This is a genomic window from Psychrobacter sp. CX21 (assembly GCF_057396255.1).
Window position 1 is genome coordinate 1 of record NZ_JBXYJG010000011.1, and the last position, 18,201, is coordinate 18,201.

The window sequence follows — 18,201 nt, forward strand, 5'->3', positions numbered from 1 at the left end:
GAGACTTTCCCAAACTTTGTGTAACTGCTTATAATCCATAGTAAAGGAGAATAAGCAATGACAAAACAAACAGAACTAAAAAAACTAGCCGAACAAATGGCCAAACACGTTGGCAGCTTTGAAGACATCAAAGCATTTCAAAAAGAGCTCATGCAGTCATTTATTGACACTGCATTAGAAGCCGAGATGGAAGAGCATCTAGGCTATCCTAAGCATGAAAAGGCGGATACCCCAAACAAGCGCAACGGTCACACCAAAAAGACAGTGCGCAGTGACACAGGTGAGATTGAAGTATCTACACCCAGAGACCGTGAAGGAAGCTTTGATCCTGTATTGGTTGCAAAGCATCAAACTCGTATCACTGGGCTCGATGATAAAATCATCATGTTTTACGCCAAAGGCCAGACAACCACTGAGATTGTTGAGAGTATCAAAGATATCTATGACGTTGATATCTCAACCAGTCTCGTATCAAGGGTTACTGACAACATCATAGATGACATCACAGCATGGCAGAATCGTCCACTAAGTAGCTTATATCCTATCGTATATTTAGACTGCATTGTCGTTAAAGTACGTCAAGACAAGCAAATCATTAATAAAGCCATCTATCTGGCCTTAGGCGTCAATCTTGAGGGCAAAAAGGAGCTACTGGGTATGTGGCTATCGGAGAATGAAGGCGCTAAGTTCTGGCTAGGTATTCTCACTGAACTACAAAACCGTGGGGTTCAAGATATTCTTATTGCCTGTGTGGATGGTTTAAAAGGCTTTAGCGAGGCAATTAATACGGTATATCCAAACACACAGGTTCAGCTATGTATTGTGCATATGGTACGTTACTCTATGAAGTTTGTACCATGGAAAGATAGAAAAAAAGTAGCGGCTGGTTTAAAGGCGGTTTATGGTGCTGATACGCTTGAGCTGGCAGAGGCTAGCCTTGAGCAGTTTAATGAGATCTGGGGCGATAAATACCCGCATGTGGTTACCTCTTGGCGCAATAATTGGGAGGGCTTAACCGTGTTCTTTGATTACCCGAAAGACATTAGAAAAGCCATTTATACGACCAATGCTATCGAGTCATTAAATAGCGTGATTCGTACCGCTGTGAATAAGCGTAAGATATTCCCATCTGATCAAGCGGCGTTAAAGGTTGTTTATCTAGCGACTCAGCAGGCGTCTAAAAAGTGGTCGATGCCCATCCGTAACTGGACGTCTGCTCTTAATCGATTTATGATTATGTTCGATGAGCGTGTTAGTAAGCATTTAATCTAAATTGCAGTTACACAGAATTCAGGATGGGCTCAAAATAAAGCCAGATTAATCACGTTTGGTTTCAATAACACTACCAGTCATAGTATCCACATACACTTTATATTTTTGACCAGAATTAATAACTTTTACTTCAAAAACAGGTTTACCATTTTTGGTATCAAACTCAGCCTCAGTCACTTGCCCTGATACGCTACGATTAGCTATTTGCATAGCTTGAGTCAGTGAGATTTTTGCATTTACTAGGTCATCATACTTTCGAATGTCATTATTACTTAAATTATCACTTGAAGATTTAAGTATTCTACCAGTATTTGAATCAATTTCAAACTCATATTCCATAGTATTAGAAATCAGTTCTACTTCATACTCGTAATCATCATGATCATAATCTACGCTTTTAACGATACCTTGAGCTTCACTTTTAGCAATATCAACTGCTTTAGTAACACTGATTTGATTTTGAACAGTGGTGATATTGGTAAGGGGTTTAGGAGGTGCACTAAACGCAATACTTGAGGACATTACGGCAAACGTTAAAACTGTTGAAGATGCTATAATTTTTAAAATCTTCATAGATATTCTCCTATATAAATATTCTTATCAAACTTTAGTTCTTGAAGTGTAAAAGAGGCTAAAGGATGATAAAAAAAGATTAAAGGGTGTAAAAGTACTGATTCCAGACTATTAACTGTTCGATTGATAGTTAGGATTCTTATAGTTATAAATTATATAATCCTCATATTAATTTATGCTTACGGTTAGTTTAATGTAGTCATTTTAAAATTCTCTAATCACTTTGTTAAAAATTGAATATAAATGTAAATCATTTCCTAATAAGTAAATTTATATTTATACAGCTAATTTAATCAACTATATCCTTTAAATGTGTTCAAATTAAGGGGCTGTAATATGAGTGATAAAGGCCTCATATTGATCTAAAACATCATCAATAACTTGCTGTTTGGTTAAACCCATCAAATCGTATCCTCCCGAGCCCGTTTGGGTAGCAACTTCTAGGCGATAATACAAACCTGAGTTTGGCGGCGCTTTACCACTAAAGGTAGGAGAGGGCACGTCTACTAATAGAACCTCATAATAAAAATCTTCGTGCTCTTCGCTGACTACTTTTAGTATTGGACTGCTGTTATTCAGGTTAATATCGTCATTTTCAGGGATATCAAGTAAGATTTTATAGCCTTGACGCTCAAACTCGTAAGCTACTTCTGTTAAAGCAGGTTTAATGGTTCTATTTATAAAGGTGAGTACTTCACGCCTTGAGGGATAAGTCAGCATCTGACCCAGTCGTTGTTTCCAAGATCTATGTGGTAAAGTACTACCACTTGGCGCAACGGTTGGTCGTCTTAATACTTTTCCTTCGTTTTCAGCAGCTTCAATTTTTAGAGCTTTATAAAATGAGAACATAACCAGATAAGCAATGATGGTTACAGGTAAAGCAAATATTAACGTGGCATATTCCATCGTTATAACCCCACCTGCTAATAACATCGCTATGGTCAATAGTGCCGTTAATATCGCCCAAAAGATACGCAGCCATTTAGGACCATCTTCGGCAGGATCGGGAATAGAGGATGAGAAATTGGACATTACCATAGCACCTGAATTTGCACTGGTAATATAAAATAAAAATCCTGATAGTGTGGCTAATATGACTAAGAAGGTAGCTCCGGGGAATAGCTCCAGTAAAGCGTACCATCCTTGTTCGGGGCTAGACATTGCCAATTCGGCAAATGCTGTATTACCTTGTAAGACTTCGTATAACGCAGAGTTGCCAAAGAAGGAAACAATAATAAAATCACATAATACAGGGATGGTGATCGCGGCGATGACGAACTCTCTTAACGTTCTACCTCTAGAAATACGAGCTAAAAATACGCCCACGAAAGGCCCCCAAGCAAGCCAAAATGCCCAAAAGAAAAGAGTCCAACTGCCCATCCATTCACTACTACCTGGCTCATAAGCAAACGTCTGGAACATACGAGCGGGCAAAGTGACGAAAAACTGTCCAAGATTTTCTACCAATGCGTTTAATAAAAATGCGGTTTGACCAGCTACGAGAATAAAAATCATCATCGCAACCGCACTCCATAGATTTAGCTCAGATATCCAGCGTACGCCTTTATCCACTCCAGATGTGGTCGATAAAATAGTAAGAATTACTGCGCCAAGTACTAAAGAGATTTGTAAACTTAACCCCTCGGAAAAACCAAACAGTTTTGAGAAGCCTACATTCAAAAGTACCACACCGATTCCCATAGTCGTGGCAACACCAAATACAGTACCTACCAGTGAAATGGTGCTAATTGAATGACCTAAAGACCCATTGACTCGTTTACCTAACAAAGGATATAGCGCTGCTCTGATAGATAAGGGCATGTTCCAGCGGTAAGCGAAGTAACCCATTGCCATACCTAATAAAGCATATACTGACCAACCTGCAATACCATAGTGAAACATGGTCCATACCACCGCATTTTGTAAAGACTCAGCATTAGGTCCATCTCCTGTAGGCGGCTGCAAATACTGAACAACGGGTCCTGTTACTGAGAAAAAGAGCATATCAATCCCAACACCAGCGGCAAATAACATGGCTGCCCATGTTGCAAGCTTGTACTGAGGTCGTGAGTCATCAGGGCCTAAACGGATTTTTCCATACTTTGATAAAGCAATCCATATAACAAAACCGATAACAATGGTCATGGTCAGTACGTAGTACCATCCTAAATTGGTCGCAATCCAATCCACAACAAGCTTCATAACATAGCTTGCGTGCTGCGGCATAATTATCGCCCAGATTGAAAAGGCAACTATTATCATTGAGGAGATGATTAACACCCCCCAATTTACTTTAGCTTTAGCTTGAGACGAAAATTCTTCGGCTCCTTTTTTTAAATCTTTACGCGAAATTGGTGGCTCGCTATCACTGTCTTTCTTTAGTCGTACGGAGCCGCCAAACTGACTACGTTCAAAGGGTTTTGTGAAAGTAGATTCAGTGCTCTGTGAGCTGGAAACATTCTCTACAGTCTTAGCATTTTTGCTATTTGTACTGTCCATATCATTGGGGCTATTTGCCATACTCATAATCCTTAATAACTATCCACAATATTGAGCAATAGTATTGATTATTGGTATCAGTTAGTATCAATTTATTGCAACAATAAAGTGGGTAAAGAGAAACTAAGACTTTAGGTCAAAATTAATAATGAATAACTCTATATCTATCCTTCGTCTTTTAAATGCTACAGTAAAACCTAAAAGCCGTAGGTTAATACCCACGGCTTTTGGATTTACGATATATGCTTTAGATAGAATATAGCTGTTTAAATAACAGTTAAGCTACAGTATTTGAATTATAAAACTTAACCTGCAACCATAAAGCCACCAACAACTGCGACCACACCGCCGAGAGCACGGGTAACACGGTTGTCTGATTTTTGCATCGCTGAACCTAGCGCACGGCCGCCATAGGTAATTGCTAACGTAGCCGCTAAAAAGCCAATCATATACGTAGCAATATTAGCCCCTGCTGCCATTTCTGTTCCATGCGCATAACCATGAGCAATCATAAATAGTGCTACTAAAGTACCCCCAACGGCGGTAGGAAGTTTAGCTAGCGTTGCAATCAATACACCAGCGAGTAGTACTGACACAGCAATTCCCGTTTCAATACCAGCTAAGTTTACACCCGCCCACGCTATTGCCGCACCTAATATCATACCGCCAGCCACAAACAATGGCGTACCACGCTTCATGGTAGTATTTTGACGCATACTCCAAAACCCGATAGCCGCCATAGCTAATAAGTGGTCAAGCCCCATAAATGGATGGGTTAAGCCGCTTAGAAAAGCACTTCCATGTATTAAGCCATCGTGACCGGGGTGTGCCATCGCTACAGAGGCAGTAACCATAAGGCTTGCTGTAATCATTAACTTTGTTATATTTTTCATGCGCTGATTCCTTTTTGTGATGTTATTAACCCAAAATCGTGGTTTTTTAGGCTGTTACTATTGGATGTTACTGGTGGCCGTTATTGTTTAGTTAATAAATTTGGCTATTTTTATAAAACACTGATAATACACAGCCAATTAAGCATTCGCAGCTAGTTTTTCAGGACGACGCTCAGGCAGCATGCCTTTATCTAAAATAAAGTTGATAATCTCTTCCACACCTACGCCGTCATAAAGATTGGCGAAAATAAAGGGTCGATCACCACGCATCTTTTTCGAATCACGCTCCATAACCTCTAGTGACGCATGAACAGATTCAGCAATATCGATTTTGTTTATAATAAGTAGATCAGATTTAGTAATACCAGGACCGCCTTTACGAGGAATCTTATCCCCAGCAGCGACGTCAATGACATAGATAGTTAAGTCTGAAAGCTCTGGACTGAACGTCGCTGCTAAATTATCTCCACCTGATTCAACTAACACTAATTCCAAACCTGGATGACGGGCTTGTAGGTCATCGATAGCGGCTAAATTCATGGACGCATCTTCTCGAATAGCCGTATGCGGGCAGCCACCAGTCTCTACGCCTATAATACGATCAGACGGTAGGGCATCATGCTTTAATAAAAAGTCCGCATCTTCACGGGTGTAAATATCATTGGTAACGACTGCTAGATTGTAGTGGTCTTTTAGAGCACTACATAACTGGCGTAATAGTGCGGTTTTTCCAGAGCCCACAGGACCCCCAACGCCAACTCGTAAACAGTGTGTCATAATTTTATTTTCCTTTATTGATACAGATCGTTAGTTTATACATAAACTATAGTTAATTTTAACTTCTAAATAATCTAGAGTATTGAGTTTCATGCTGGGCACTGCCTAAGGCAAGTCCTGGCATTATAGGGCCAAGCTCGTCATCTTCAAGTGATAAAGCAGTATCTACAGCAACAACCAACTCCGGTCTTAACTGCTCATTAATGCGCTGCGCTGCAGTTTGACCTAGTGGCATCGCCTTACAAGCAACCGCTAATTGGTTCTCAAGCCATGCCCAAGCAAAGCCGATAAGCGTTAAGCGAACGGGCACATCGCGCTTATGTGCTGTCCACGCAAATGCAGTAAGATAAGTCGTCTCTTGCGGGAATTTTGCCTCACCGTCATCAATATTGGGCTGCAAGTCGAGACTATTAAGCAGCCTGACCAATGCCTGTCCAAGCCGGGTATCTTCATCACTAAGCTCAGCGCTTTCTCGATTAGCAAGGAGCCATTCGTTCCAATATGCTAATTGTTCGTTATTAGCCTCATCCCATGCCTGCATCAGTCTAGCCAGTACCGGTAACTCACAGCGAGTCAGTCCATCGTCTAATACACCTGTGATCCAATAAGATAACTGTTCTTCATTAGTCACCCACTCAAGCTCAAATGCGCTCTCTAGACCTTGAGACCAGGCGAATGCGCCTATCGGTAGTGCAGGGCTAACCAGTTGCATGAGTCCGAGCAAGCTCAAGTCAGTGATTGGTGTTGATTTAGAATCAATGCTCATGATGATGTCCATGACTGTGGCTACTATGTTCGTGTTCGTGATTATGACTATGTGCATAGCCATGACTTTGAACATGCTCACGCCCAGCGTGCGCATAAGCACCAGATTCTGGATCAAAAGGGGCATCGTGATGTACAACTTCTGCGCCTAACAGACGAGCCAACTCTTCTAGGACGTGGTCCGGAGGAAACCGTACCCAGTGGCGTCCATCGCTATCAGAACCAATAGCAAGTGACACATGACGATTACCCAGATGATAAGCCAGTCGAGCCAGCGGTAAGTTGCCTTCGATATAAGCCGTTGCTACCGGTTCAGCAGCAGCTAATACTTGGATAATCTCACCCGTTGACGCTTTTAATAAATCTTTATCACGTAATACAGGACCTCGATCTAAAAACAAACCAACCTCATGCTCATTATTGGTAGTGGCTTTTAGACGACCACGAATACGCAGCTCATAAGGTAGCGTTAGTGTGTCAAATATTTCAACACCATTATAACCCTTAGCGTCGTCAATCGTGGCATGCTCTATTCTTTCAACTAATTGCAGCATTTATACTTTCCTAAAGCATTTAAAACGGATAGTAGTATTTAAAACAAATGATAACGTTGTGCCAATGGCACTTCGGCGAGTGGATCACAAGTCAATAGCTCTCCATCAGCACGCACTTCATAGGTTTCTGGATCAACAGAGATGTCTGGACAGGCATCGTTTAGCTTCATGTCTTTTTTACGCTTGTCCCGTATGTCTTTACAGGCCACTAACTGGCTTTTAAGACCCAGTTTTTCTTCAATACCTGTGTTCATCGCCGCTTGGCTAACGAAGGTCATGCGAGTGGCAGATACGGCGCCGCCAAAGGCACCAAACATAGGACGATAGTGAACAGGTTGCGGAGTTGAGATCGCTGCGTTTGGATCGCCCATTGGTGCACCAGCAATCATGCCGCCTTTAAGAATAAGTGAAGGTTTTACCCCAAAAAATGCCGTTTTCCATAGTACTAAATCAGCAAATTTACCCACTTCAACGGACCCAATCTCATGAGCAACCCCATGCGTAATCGCTGGGTTAATAGTATATTTGGCAATATAGCGTTTGACGCGGAAGTTATCTGTGCCACGATCTTTATCTTCAGGAAGAAGGCCTCGCTGAATACGCATCTTATGTGCCGTCTGCCAGGTTCGGCATACCACTTCACCGATTCGTCCCATCGCTTGCGAGTCTGATGAAATCATAGAAATCGCGCCAAGGTCATGTAATATATCTTCAGCCGCAATAGTCTCACGTCGGATACGAGAATCGGCAAACGCCACATCTTCAGGAATATTAGGATCCAAGTGATGACATTCCATCAGCATGTCCAAATGCTCATCAACTGTGTTAATAGTATAAGGACGGGTGGGATTGGTTGACGACGGTAATACGTTAGGCTCACCGCAAGCGATAATAATATCTGGGGCGTGTCCACCACCAGCGCCTTCGGTATGATAGGAATGAATACAGCGATCTTTGAACGCCTCTAAAGTGTCTTGCACAAAGCCTGATTCATTTAAACTGTCAGCATGCAGCGCGACTTGAATATCGTATTTATCAGCAATATTTAAAGCGTTATTAATCGCGGCGGGCGTAGCTGCCCAATCTTCATGGACCTTCAAGCTCATAGCGCCTGCTTTGACTTGTTCTTCTAGAGCTTCAGGGGAGCTACTACTGCCTTTACCAAGAAAGCCTATATTCATAGGAAGCTGATCTACAGCTTGCATCATTTTACCGATGTACCAAGGCCCTGCGGTATTGGTGGTTGCTACTGACCCTGTCGCTGGACCTGTACCGCCACCAATCATGGTGGTCAGACCACTCATTAAGGCTTCTTCAAATTGCTGAGGGCATATGAAGTGAACGTGAGTGTCAATTCCGCCTGCGGTTAAGATCTGTCCTTCACCGGCTATAATCTCAGTACCGGCGCCGATACACATATCAACATCTGGCTGCGTATCTGGGTTACCCGATTTACCAATAGCGGCGATACGTCCATCTTTAAGGCCCACATCCGCTTTTACAATGCCCCACCAATCGATAATGATGGCATTGGTAATAACAGTATCCATCACGTCTTTAGCACAGAGCTGACTCTGACCCATACCATCACGGATAACCTTACCCCCACCAAACACTACCTCTTCACCATAGTGAGTATGATCTTTTTCAATCTCAATCCACAGCTCAGTATCCCCTAGACGGACGCGATCTCCGGTGGTAGGACCATATAAATTTGCATACGCTTCGCGATCAATCTTCATTATTATTCTCCTTCGCGTCATTCTTATCAATGGCACCCATCACATCGCCTCTAAATCCATAAATACGGCGTAAACCACTATACGGCAATAGCTCTACTTCACGTTTCTGACCTGGCTCAAAACGGATAGCCGTCCCAGCAGGAATGGCCAAACGATTGCCATACGCTTTTTCACGATCAAAGCTTAGTGCACTGTTAACTTCAGCAAAATGATAATGTGAACCCACTTGGATGGGTCTGTCACCTTTATTAGCCACTTCTAAGGTGAAACTTTCACGGCCTGAGCATAGCTCAATATCTTCGTCTTTAAATTTATATTCTCCGGGTATCATGGTTGCTCTCCTTAAACAATAGGGTGATGAATGGTCACCAGTTTGGTACCGTCTGGGAAAGTCGCTTCAATTTGCACACTTTCAATCATCTCGGGTACGCCTTCCATGACATCGTCACGCGTCAAAATCTCACGACCTGAGCCCATTAGTTCTGCAACGGTTCTACCTTCTCGAGCCCCTTCCATAACAGAGCAGCTTATAAAAGCAATGGCTTCTGGGTAGTTAAGTTTTAATCCTTTTTCCTTGCGGCGTTCAGCGAGCAAACCCGCAGTAAAAAGCATGAGTTTGTCTTTATCTCTTGGGGTTAATTCCATGTGTGACTCCCGTGTTATTGTTATAAAAGAAGGTGATTTGAACAGTTTTTAAATCTGACTATTAAATTAAGATTCTAAATTTTCCAAATAAAATTGAATGTCTTGTATATAGCTCGTTTTAAAGGTAAAACTTGATTTTAAAGATTAACCGAGTTGTTAATGTTATAAAACCCAAAATGCGTGATGATAACGTTATTTAGCTTAATCTAATCTGAATTCACCTAAGGGGTTATTAGTTTGCTAGGTTAACCAAATCCGTGGGGTGGTGGCTTCTTTATCAATGAGCAAAGGACGTAAGATATTTCGCGCATTTTGGAATAATTCCCAAGCCTCATTGCGCTCCATCCCAAGGTAGCGAAGAAGTAGCACGCCACGTCGATAGGTTACTGCCCAATGTTTACTGGCAGTTAACTGACTTCGTAACTCACTAATCGCTAAATCTGGATCGCTTAAACCAACTGTCCATAATGTCGCATGAACCGTCGCACCCCCTTGCCCCCACATCCCTTTAAATCTAGGATGGGTAGGATCTATAGACTGACGCTCTAACCATAAAGGGTGCCCGTTTTGGGTTAATTGAAAATGCTGCTCTATTTTGCCGCTTGCATAAGGCAAATCACTGGCAGGTCGACCTAGCCCTATTATCTCCCAGCCCAAACATTTAGCAGAGTCCTCAAGATCAATGACGACGGTTTGTTTGCCAATTGATCCATCAAAGGCTAAAGTTTCTTGCGGTAGCCATTCAAGCGTTGCGCCATTTGCAACTTTTAGATGAGTATGCTGTGCCCACGCGACCCCATTGCTATCTGCTTTGTATAATTTATTAGCAGCAGGTGTGGTCAGCAGGGTTTGAGCGTTTTCGGATACGGTGACGTCAATTGTTAGTGAGTCACCACTAGCGATACCGCCTGGGGGATGGAGTAAATATACATGACAACACCCATCTCGACCTTCTGGATAAAAAGCTCTTTGAACACGAAGGGGTCCGTAATGACGTGATACGTTCATACGGGTGATTGAGGTGTCATCTTGTGGGTAGGCTGCAAAGCCTAAGGTAAGAGAGGCAGGCCAGTGTCGTGATGAATCAAAATGATGACCATAGTCGATTTTAGTTTTAGAGGAGGGTGGTTCTACAGTTAATACGGTCATGTAAAGATCCATTTTGAGCGCAAATACAATTTTGCTATTAGTGTTTTAGTTGTCACACTTTTCTTATAATTTAATTGGTCTAATTTTTTAAGGTAGTGCAAAATCTAATAGCTAATGCCAAGTTCAAAGGCAGTGCCATATTAATATTAACTTTAAATGGTGTCCCGTAGTACAAACATCCTATAACTATAAACTGAGAAAAGATGTCTTATAGTTTAAATAAAATTTTATAAACATGCCATTTTATTAAGCAATTAACCGTCTTTAGACTGATTTTCAATAAGTGCTTTAGTTTCTAGGACTTTCATCTTAATGTTGTCTATGTCATTTAATAAATCGTCTAGTTTATCGAGAATATCATCACTATTGTCATCTTGCTTCAATACGATATCTGGATCAGATTTTTCGTTCTTATCTTCAGCAGATTTGCGCCACTTGTCCAATGTCCCTGTATTGATATTATGATACATTGCCAAAGCTTTTTTGGTCATGGTCAAATTATGACCTTCGGATAACAACTTATAAAGTTGGTTTAATATTAAATTTTTATGTTTTGCTTCATAGATATGTTTGCCTGACTCAGAAACCTGTTCAGGTTTAAATTTCACTAAGCCTTCTAACATCTCTTCATTAGTTTTAGTTGAGGCTTTAGGGTTTATGTTTTTGACCTCAGACTTTATGTCCGCCCCCTGAGGATCCGTAGCTATAGGGAAGGCCTTACCTGTATTTATTGTTTTAGTCATGACTCTTGTCCTGTGAAAGAAAAAGTAATTATCGTTCGATGTTATCTGCAAAAAATAAGCCCGTCAACTCACATTTACATAATAACTTATATCCATAATTACTTAATGAATTGAATCCATAATTAATATGTTAATTTTATTAAATTAAGAATAAAGTCATGGTTTCGTTCTAGGGATTTTAATATACTATAAAAGAGTGTGGTGAAGGGGTGCATTTTTTAAATACAAAAACAAAAAAACCCTTACAGAATCTCTGTAAGGGTTTGCTATATCAATAAAAGATATATTGGTACCAGTGGTCGGAATCATATATACCAGACAAACAACTGATTTAAAAGGTTTTTATTTTATACTAGTTAATGAGTGTACATGGCAGTGTACAGATAAATAATTGTTTGGGTTTTGATTACTAAGTCCGTGTCCCATAACTAGTAGAACTATCATTGTCTACTTTGATTTAAATAGTTCGTTGTACTTATCCTCGATCAACTGACTGATCACTTTATTAGCAGTTGTACCTTTAGCTTTCATGATTGAGTCTAAGTGATCATGGTTCTTTTTGTATATCTTGAGCTCATTTAACTCATCGTTTTTGTTAGCAGATGAAAACTTATTCCATGCATCTTTCATATTTTCTATGACTTTAGCTCTGTACGATATTTTTGGCATAGACTCAAAATCGGTAGAAGGGTCATTCAAGTCAATATTATTTGTAAAAGCCTCGTAGGTGTAATTAGCGTTTGATAAGATATCAAGACTAGCTAAAACTAAATCATATTTATCTTTATAGGTATTAGGTATGAAGATGCCTTGAAGTATCAAGTAGTCTCTTTTCTCAGAACATAGATAGTTATACGCCCATTCAATTTGACTACTGTCGTCACTTTTAAACCATTTTATCTCTCTATCAGTACGGTTTCTAAAATAGTTAGCTTTTATATTTTCTAATCGCCACGTTAGAAGGTTGGTATTATTATGAGGGACGTACGAAGTATAGTAAGGTAGTGTTAAGTGTATATGGTTAAAGTCAATTACTTCATATTTTAAGTAATTCAAAATAAAGTTAGTTAGATCATCGGCTCCATCAAAAGATTTACTGTTGAGTATCCCCTGGACCATATAGGCCACATGTAAAGCATTACGTAGATCTATTTTTATCCATTCGAGCGAGCTATTTGGTAATTGAGTATTGATTTTGAACTGCATCAGTTCATGGAAGTATTGAATAGGATAATAACAACTCTTGAAAATACTTATTAAAGTGAGTTTGAAAGACCCATTGTCATACTCTACAATTGACGAACCATAACCATTAGAAATATTATTATGGGCAATCACTAAACTTTTGCATTCATCTTCGTTAAAACGTTCAATCGTTTTGTAAAAATCTTTTAAATCTTTCCCATTTTCTTTTAAGTTATTAAAGTATAAATCAGTATTGAATTTACAGCTCTGAGTAAAATTATATGCGTTAGCGTGAATTACAGCTTCTTGATATGAATTAGAATATTCTGGTGTGTTAACTTGTATTTCCTGTACATCGTTATTTGAAATACTTACTGCCGTATAATTGTCATGATTAGCATCACCCAAAACTTCGTAAGCATCTTCATCTAAATCGTAAGTTTGATCTTGTTTATTCATATTAAAATTTGAATTATTGGTGTTTGTCATAGCTCGATTCCCTTCAAAAAAACTCTTATAGAGTAGGTTAAAAGTCCATAAAAGTAGGAAAAAAATACTATTTATCTCCGATAAAACTCCCTAATTATAAGGCCTGGTAAGTATATATTCAGTTTTTAACCTTATTTTTAGCTTAATTATATTTTCCTACCTTATAATCTAACTATACCCCTATAATAATTTAAGTGATAGTGTAAAATAAGAAAAGTTTAATAAGCTAATACGGCTTCACTTTATGCACTTAAAGTGGGTTATTTATATTATATTGAAACTAGTGACTTTAAATTAATATTGTATCAAGTAACCTCTAATTGTAGTTCGATAATTATTTACTGGATACCTATAAGTTATGTATTAATAACTTAATAGGCTATTTAAATGATAAATAAGACACAGTCACAAAGTAAAGTTTTAACAGATATAGATTCGTTGGTAAGAGCAATCATGTCTTATCAAACTGATATAAATACAGTAATGTTAGCACTAAACTATCTGTTTCCAATAATGATGTATTATGATGATCCGGATCTAGAACATACTGAAACGGTTAGATGGTTCATAGGTACAGCTCAAATTTTAAAAGGAGATTTATATCCTGATGAAGTAGTGTGGGATCGAGAGTCCGCCTACAGATTTATGGAGTTGATTCAAACGTATAGGTATGAGTTTTTACAGAGTAAAACCTACTTTCATTTAGTTGAGTCCAGTAATACTAACTCCTTAGTACAGTACTTAGAACGAATGTTTGATCACTATAGTCGTTTGTTAGTCGTTAGAGTCGACTTAAAATATAAAGTTGAGAGTCAAGCAAAAGTAACCGTGCGGGACTTTAATGATCATATTGGTATTTTAAGAGATAGGATAAGAAGGAAGAAAGGCGTATTTAAGTCACTCGAAGGATATGCATGGTCTCTTGAGCAAGGATATAATTCAACTTATAGTAATGGTCTTCACTGCCATTTAGTACTTTTATATGATGGTAGCAAAAAACATAAGGGGTGCTTTATAGGTCAGCAAATTGGCGAAAAGTGGGTGGATATAACAGAAGGTTTAGGAGCTTACTTCAACTGTAATGATCCCAATTATACTATCTACTTCAAGATGAGGAATGTTTGTGGGGTAGGTATGATTCACCGTAATAACATCCAACAGGTCCAATGTGCTATTAATACAATTAGTTATCTCACTACCAAGCCAGATAAGTTTGAGCAACGTCTTAAAACTAAAGTATCAAGTATGAAAACATTTAGTCACGGTTCTTACCGTACAAAGAAGCGTCGGGGCTTACCGCCCATAACAAACTAATTTTAAATACATACTACATTCATGAGATTTAGCGTTAGTCACTTAACGCTTATCCAATAACCAAACTTATGAGCATCATTAAGGCCTGCTATTGCAGGCCTTTTTTATGCCCTAAATTTAAGGAGTTCTTATGAAACAAGTATGTCCTCGTTGTCAGTCAACTGAGGTATATGAGATGACTGACTATAGCGATCCATTCAAAGATAGGATCGTATCCTTTGCAATACTTATCCCGTTGAGTATCAGCTTATGTCGGTCACTTAACATTAATCCTGGCATCGGTCTTGTGGTTGGCAGTGCCTTAGTTGCTGCTATTAAACAAGTTCGACCAGAGCAATCATCAATCCCTTTATTGAACACATCACAATACCGCTGTGGTCACTGTTCTTACGTTTTTCATAGATTCAATTAATCAGCTGTTTAAATAACTAATTATTTATCAAAATTATATAAGGAAATAATCTTATGGCACATTTAGTAGAAAGCATGGCATACGTTGGCGAAACCCCTTGGCATGGCTTAGGTAATCAGTTACCTAAAAACCAACCACTTGAAGTATGGGCTAAAAAAGCAGGTATGGATTGGCGTATTGAATCCTCTGATGTCAGCTATATGGCAACCAATGATAGAGGTCAAAGCATCATCATGCCTTATGACAAAAACAAAGTACTTTATCGTAGCGATACCTTAGAGCCTTTATCTGTGGTTAGCCAAAGGTATCAAGAGGTTCAGCCTGAGGAGATACTAGAGTTTTATCGTGACTTAACCGAGCAAGCAGACTTTGAACTTGAAACAGCAGGAGTGCTAAAAGGTGGGCGCAAGCTATGGGCATTAGCCCGTACAGGTCAGTCAGCAGCTCTAAAAGGCGGTGATGTTAGTCATGGGTATTTATTACTAGCGACCGCTTGTGATGGCACGCTTGCAACTACAGCGCAGTTCACCAATATTCGGGTGGTGTGTAATAACACCTTAGCCATTAGTCTAGCTGATGGTAGTGGTGGTCTGGTAAAAGTACCACACAGTACCGCATTTGATGGTGATAAGGTGAAACGTCAGTTGGGCGTGTCTGTTAGTCAATGGGATGAGTTTAACTATGAGATGAAGCAGTTAACCAACAGACGAGTCACACAAGCAGAAGCTGCCAATTACTTTAATCGTGTATTTAATGATACTGATGACGGCATCATTTTATTTAATACAGCCAAGCAGCAAAAAGAGGCTGTGCCTAATGCACGAGCTATGAACCAAGTAATGAGCATGTTTAACGGTCAAGGGCGTGGTGCAGAATTAGCCTCAGCTAAGGATACAGCTTATGGACTACTATCAGCTATGACCGAATATGTGGATCATGAGCGTAGAGCCATGTCGCAAGATCATAGGCTTGATTCAGCTTGGTTTGGTGCAGGAGCCAAACTAAAAGATAAAGCCAAAAATGAGGCATTACGTCTAATCGCCTAATTTTACTTAATATATAACAACACTAAACCACGCCTTAGAGCGTGGTTTTTTTATGCCGTTTATTTTAACAACTATTAAGGAGTCTACAATGACAACACTTGCATTAAACAATCAAAATGAGCTAACAAAAACCCATGCTGTTAAAACAAGTACAACTGCCAAGCGATTGGTTAATACTAGAAAATTAAGTCATGATAACTGGCTTAAGATCCGTAAGCTGGGTATAGGTAGCAGTGATGCCGCTGCTGCTTGTGGCATTCACCCTTACTTATCCATGCTTGAACTGTGGATGCTTAAGACCGGTCGCATTGATTCCAATATAGATGAAGGTAGTGATGGCTATTCACCACTTTACTGGGGTAATCAGCTAGAGCCTTTGGTCGCTAAATATTACAGTGAACATACTGGTAATAAGGTGCGCCGAGTCAATGCTGTCTTACAACACCCTAACCCTGATAAGCACTTTATGTTAGCTAACTTAGACTATGCCGTAGTTGGCACAGATGAGGTGCAAGTACTTGAGTGTAAGACAGCAGGGGAGCATGGCGCTAGGCTTTGGAAAGATGGCGTACCATTATACGTTGCTTGCCAAGTGCAACATCAACTGGCAGTGACAGGTAAACAGGCGGCTCATATCTGTGTTCTGCTATGTGGCCATGAAACAAAGCTATTTAGAGTTGAGCGTGATGAGCGTCTCATTGCTAGCATCATTGAACATGAGCGTTTATTCTGGCAATACGTTGAATCAGATACACCACCTAACCCTGATCACAGCGGATCAGCAGCCAAAGCATTAAAGCTACTTTATCCATCCCCTAAACCTGCCAGTAAGATTAATTTAAGTAATGATGAAGGTGCTAATAAATTGTTTGCTAAGCTCATTAGCTATCGTGACGATATCAGCGAGCTTGAGCAGCGCCATGATCAGGTCAAGCATCAACTGAAAGCATTAATCAAAGACAATGAAGTGGCTGTGTTTGATAAAGGCAGCATTTCATGGAAGCGATCAAAAGACAGCACAACCCTTGATAGCAAGGCACTGCTTAAAGCTAAGCCTGAGCTGCTCAAGCAATTTAGTAAAACACATCAAGGTAGCCGTCGCTTTTTAGTCAATACCAATACCTAATAAACGCATAGCAAGCCCACCATAAAGGTGGGCTTTTTTATGGCGTTAATTTTTAACAACCACTGCATAAATAAACAATGAACAAATCCAAGGAGTACATCATGATTAAAGGTCTAATTATCACCCCACCAGTTTTAGGACGTATCAGTATAGGCGGTACCATTGAGAAAAATGGCAAGCGCCTGCCTACTAAAGATGACCAGTTCACCATAACCAGTCAAGTACAAGGTAAGGAGGGCTGGATCAACCATCCGCTTGATGCCAAGTTCAGAGAGCAAAGTGACGGTAAGCTACGCAAGATACCGGTACGTATGTTGTTTAATGAGCCTGAGCTAAATCTTAGAGCAGAATACACTTTGTTTGATCGTCAAACAGGGCGACCTGTTTGTGTCGGTGATGGGGAAAGCTGTAAAAGGCGAACTCAACAAGGTGTTGAAACACACCCTTGTCCATCCCCTGAAATGTGTCCATTAGCCAAAGGAGGTGCGTGTAAGCCTTATGGCAGACTGTATGTCAATATTAGCGAAGACGATGAGCTAGGGACTTTTGTGTTTAGAACCACAGGCTTTAATAGTATTCGCACATTGGCAGCTAGGCTCAATTACTTCTCAGCGGTATCTAACAACAAGCTGTCTTGCTTACCACTACAACTAACACTGCGAGGTAAAAGCACGACCCAAAGCTATCGAACACCAATTTATTATGTGGATTTAACGCTAGAAGATGGTATCACTATCTTACAAGCCGTAGAGCAAGCACAGACGATGGATAATGAGCTTAAAAGCTATGGCTTTAATCAGCAGGCATTGGATGTGGCTGCCAAACAAGGCTATGGCAATTCAGAATTAGGCTTTGCTGATGAAGATACTGTTGGTGTGGTCGATGAGTTTTATCCCGAGCCAATTGAGAATTATGACCTTGAGGTTAAGGCTCAATGTAAGGGGCAGGATGTGGTTCAATTTGCTGATATTGCAAGTGGCTTAAGGCAAAGCGTGTCGAGCGTGAATTAACGCAAGT

The 18,201-nt window shown here is 40.0% G+C and carries 18 protein-coding genes; 6 read left to right on the forward strand and 12 right to left on the reverse strand.

Annotated features, from left to right (window positions below; all coding sequences use genetic code 11):
• Window positions 1-57 precede the first annotated feature (57 nt).
• The gene (locus AC2SLP_RS07515) at window positions 58-1,272 is read left to right on the forward strand and encodes an IS256 family transposase (RefSeq protein WP_486535535.1); all 1,215 of its coding nucleotides are present in this window, start codon (window positions 58-60) and stop codon (window positions 1,270-1,272) included.
• A gap of 45 nt (window positions 1,273-1,317) precedes the next feature.
• On the opposite strand, the gene AC2SLP_RS07520 is transcribed toward AC2SLP_RS07515, so the two are convergent.
• From AC2SLP_RS07520 to AC2SLP_RS07575, 12 genes are all read right to left on the reverse strand, one after another.
• A complete protein-coding gene (locus tag AC2SLP_RS07520) occupies window positions 1,318-1,845 on the reverse strand; it encodes a PepSY domain-containing protein (protein WP_486536056.1) in 528 nt (175 codons plus the stop codon).
• 321 nt (window positions 1,846-2,166) lie between these two features.
• Complete coding sequence (betT, locus tag AC2SLP_RS07525; protein ID WP_486536057.1) at window positions 2,167-4,365, reverse strand: choline BCCT transporter BetT; 2,199 nt, start codon at window positions 4,363-4,365, stop codon at window positions 2,167-2,169.
• A gap of 284 nt (window positions 4,366-4,649) precedes the next feature.
• A complete protein-coding gene (locus tag AC2SLP_RS07530; RefSeq protein WP_486536058.1) occupies window positions 4,650-5,237 on the reverse strand; it encodes a HupE/UreJ family protein in 588 nt (195 codons plus the stop codon).
• Between the two features lie 138 nt (window positions 5,238-5,375).
• A complete protein-coding gene (gene ureG, locus AC2SLP_RS07535; protein WP_486536059.1) occupies window positions 5,376-6,014 on the reverse strand; it encodes an urease accessory protein UreG in 639 nt (212 codons plus the stop codon).
• 58 nt (window positions 6,015-6,072) lie between these two features.
• Complete coding sequence (locus AC2SLP_RS07540; RefSeq protein WP_486536060.1) at window positions 6,073-6,780, reverse strand: urease accessory protein UreF; 708 nt, start codon at window positions 6,778-6,780, stop codon at window positions 6,073-6,075.
• Window positions 6,770-7,333 (reverse strand): urease accessory protein UreE, encoded by a 564-nt coding sequence (locus AC2SLP_RS07545; protein WP_486536061.1) that lies wholly within the window; start codon window positions 7,331-7,333, stop codon window positions 6,770-6,772. The genes AC2SLP_RS07540 and AC2SLP_RS07545 overlap by 11 nt, the downstream gene beginning before the upstream one ends.
• Before the next feature lie 38 nt (window positions 7,334-7,371).
• On the reverse strand, window positions 7,372-9,075 hold the full coding sequence (gene ureC / locus AC2SLP_RS07550; RefSeq protein WP_486536062.1) for an urease subunit alpha: 1,704 nt from the start codon (window positions 9,073-9,075) through the stop codon (window positions 7,372-7,374).
• Complete coding sequence (locus AC2SLP_RS07555) at window positions 9,065-9,406, reverse strand: urease subunit beta (RefSeq protein WP_486536063.1); 342 nt, start codon at window positions 9,404-9,406, stop codon at window positions 9,065-9,067. The genes ureC and AC2SLP_RS07555 overlap by 11 nt, the downstream gene beginning before the upstream one ends.
• A gap of 11 nt (window positions 9,407-9,417) precedes the next feature.
• Window positions 9,418-9,720, reverse strand: coding sequence for an urease subunit gamma (gene ureA / locus AC2SLP_RS07560; RefSeq protein WP_486536064.1), 303 nt, complete (start codon window positions 9,718-9,720; stop codon window positions 9,418-9,420).
• Between the two features lie 240 nt (window positions 9,721-9,960).
• On the reverse strand, window positions 9,961-10,869 hold the full coding sequence (locus AC2SLP_RS07565; RefSeq protein ID WP_486536065.1) for an urease accessory protein UreD: 909 nt from the start codon (window positions 10,867-10,869) through the stop codon (window positions 9,961-9,963).
• A 254-nt stretch (window positions 10,870-11,123) separates the two neighbouring features.
• A complete protein-coding gene (locus AC2SLP_RS07570) occupies window positions 11,124-11,612 on the reverse strand; it encodes a hypothetical protein (RefSeq protein ID WP_486536066.1) in 489 nt (162 codons plus the stop codon).
• A gap of 447 nt (window positions 11,613-12,059) precedes the next feature.
• Window positions 12,060-13,286, reverse strand: coding sequence for a hypothetical protein (locus AC2SLP_RS07575; RefSeq protein ID WP_486536067.1), 1,227 nt, complete (start codon window positions 13,284-13,286; stop codon window positions 12,060-12,062).
• A gap of 453 nt (window positions 13,287-13,739) precedes the next feature.
• On the opposite strand from AC2SLP_RS07575, the gene AC2SLP_RS07580 reads away from it, so the two are divergent.
• The 5 genes from AC2SLP_RS07580 (at window position 13,740) to AC2SLP_RS07600 (ending at window position 18,194) form a co-directional block, all read left to right on the forward strand.
• Entirely contained in the window at window positions 13,740-14,600 is an 861-nt protein-coding gene (locus AC2SLP_RS07580; protein WP_486536068.1) for a YagK/YfjJ domain-containing protein, read from the forward strand.
• A 130-nt stretch (window positions 14,601-14,730) separates the two neighbouring features.
• On the forward strand, window positions 14,731-15,012 hold the full coding sequence (locus AC2SLP_RS07585) for a hypothetical protein (protein ID WP_486536069.1): 282 nt from the start codon (window positions 14,731-14,733) through the stop codon (window positions 15,010-15,012).
• A gap of 53 nt (window positions 15,013-15,065) precedes the next feature.
• A complete protein-coding gene (locus tag AC2SLP_RS07590; RefSeq protein ID WP_486536070.1) occupies window positions 15,066-16,058 on the forward strand; it encodes a DUF932 domain-containing protein in 993 nt (330 codons plus the stop codon).
• An 88-nt stretch (window positions 16,059-16,146) separates the two neighbouring features.
• Window positions 16,147-17,184: a YqaJ viral recombinase family nuclease gene (locus AC2SLP_RS07595; protein ID WP_486536071.1), complete on the forward strand. Its 1,038-nt coding sequence runs from the start codon at window positions 16,147-16,149 to the stop codon at window positions 17,182-17,184.
• A 101-nt stretch (window positions 17,185-17,285) separates the two neighbouring features.
• Window positions 17,286-18,194, forward strand: coding sequence for a recombination directionality factor (locus AC2SLP_RS07600; RefSeq protein WP_486536072.1), 909 nt, complete (start codon window positions 17,286-17,288; stop codon window positions 18,192-18,194).
• Window positions 18,195-18,201 lie beyond the last annotated feature (7 nt).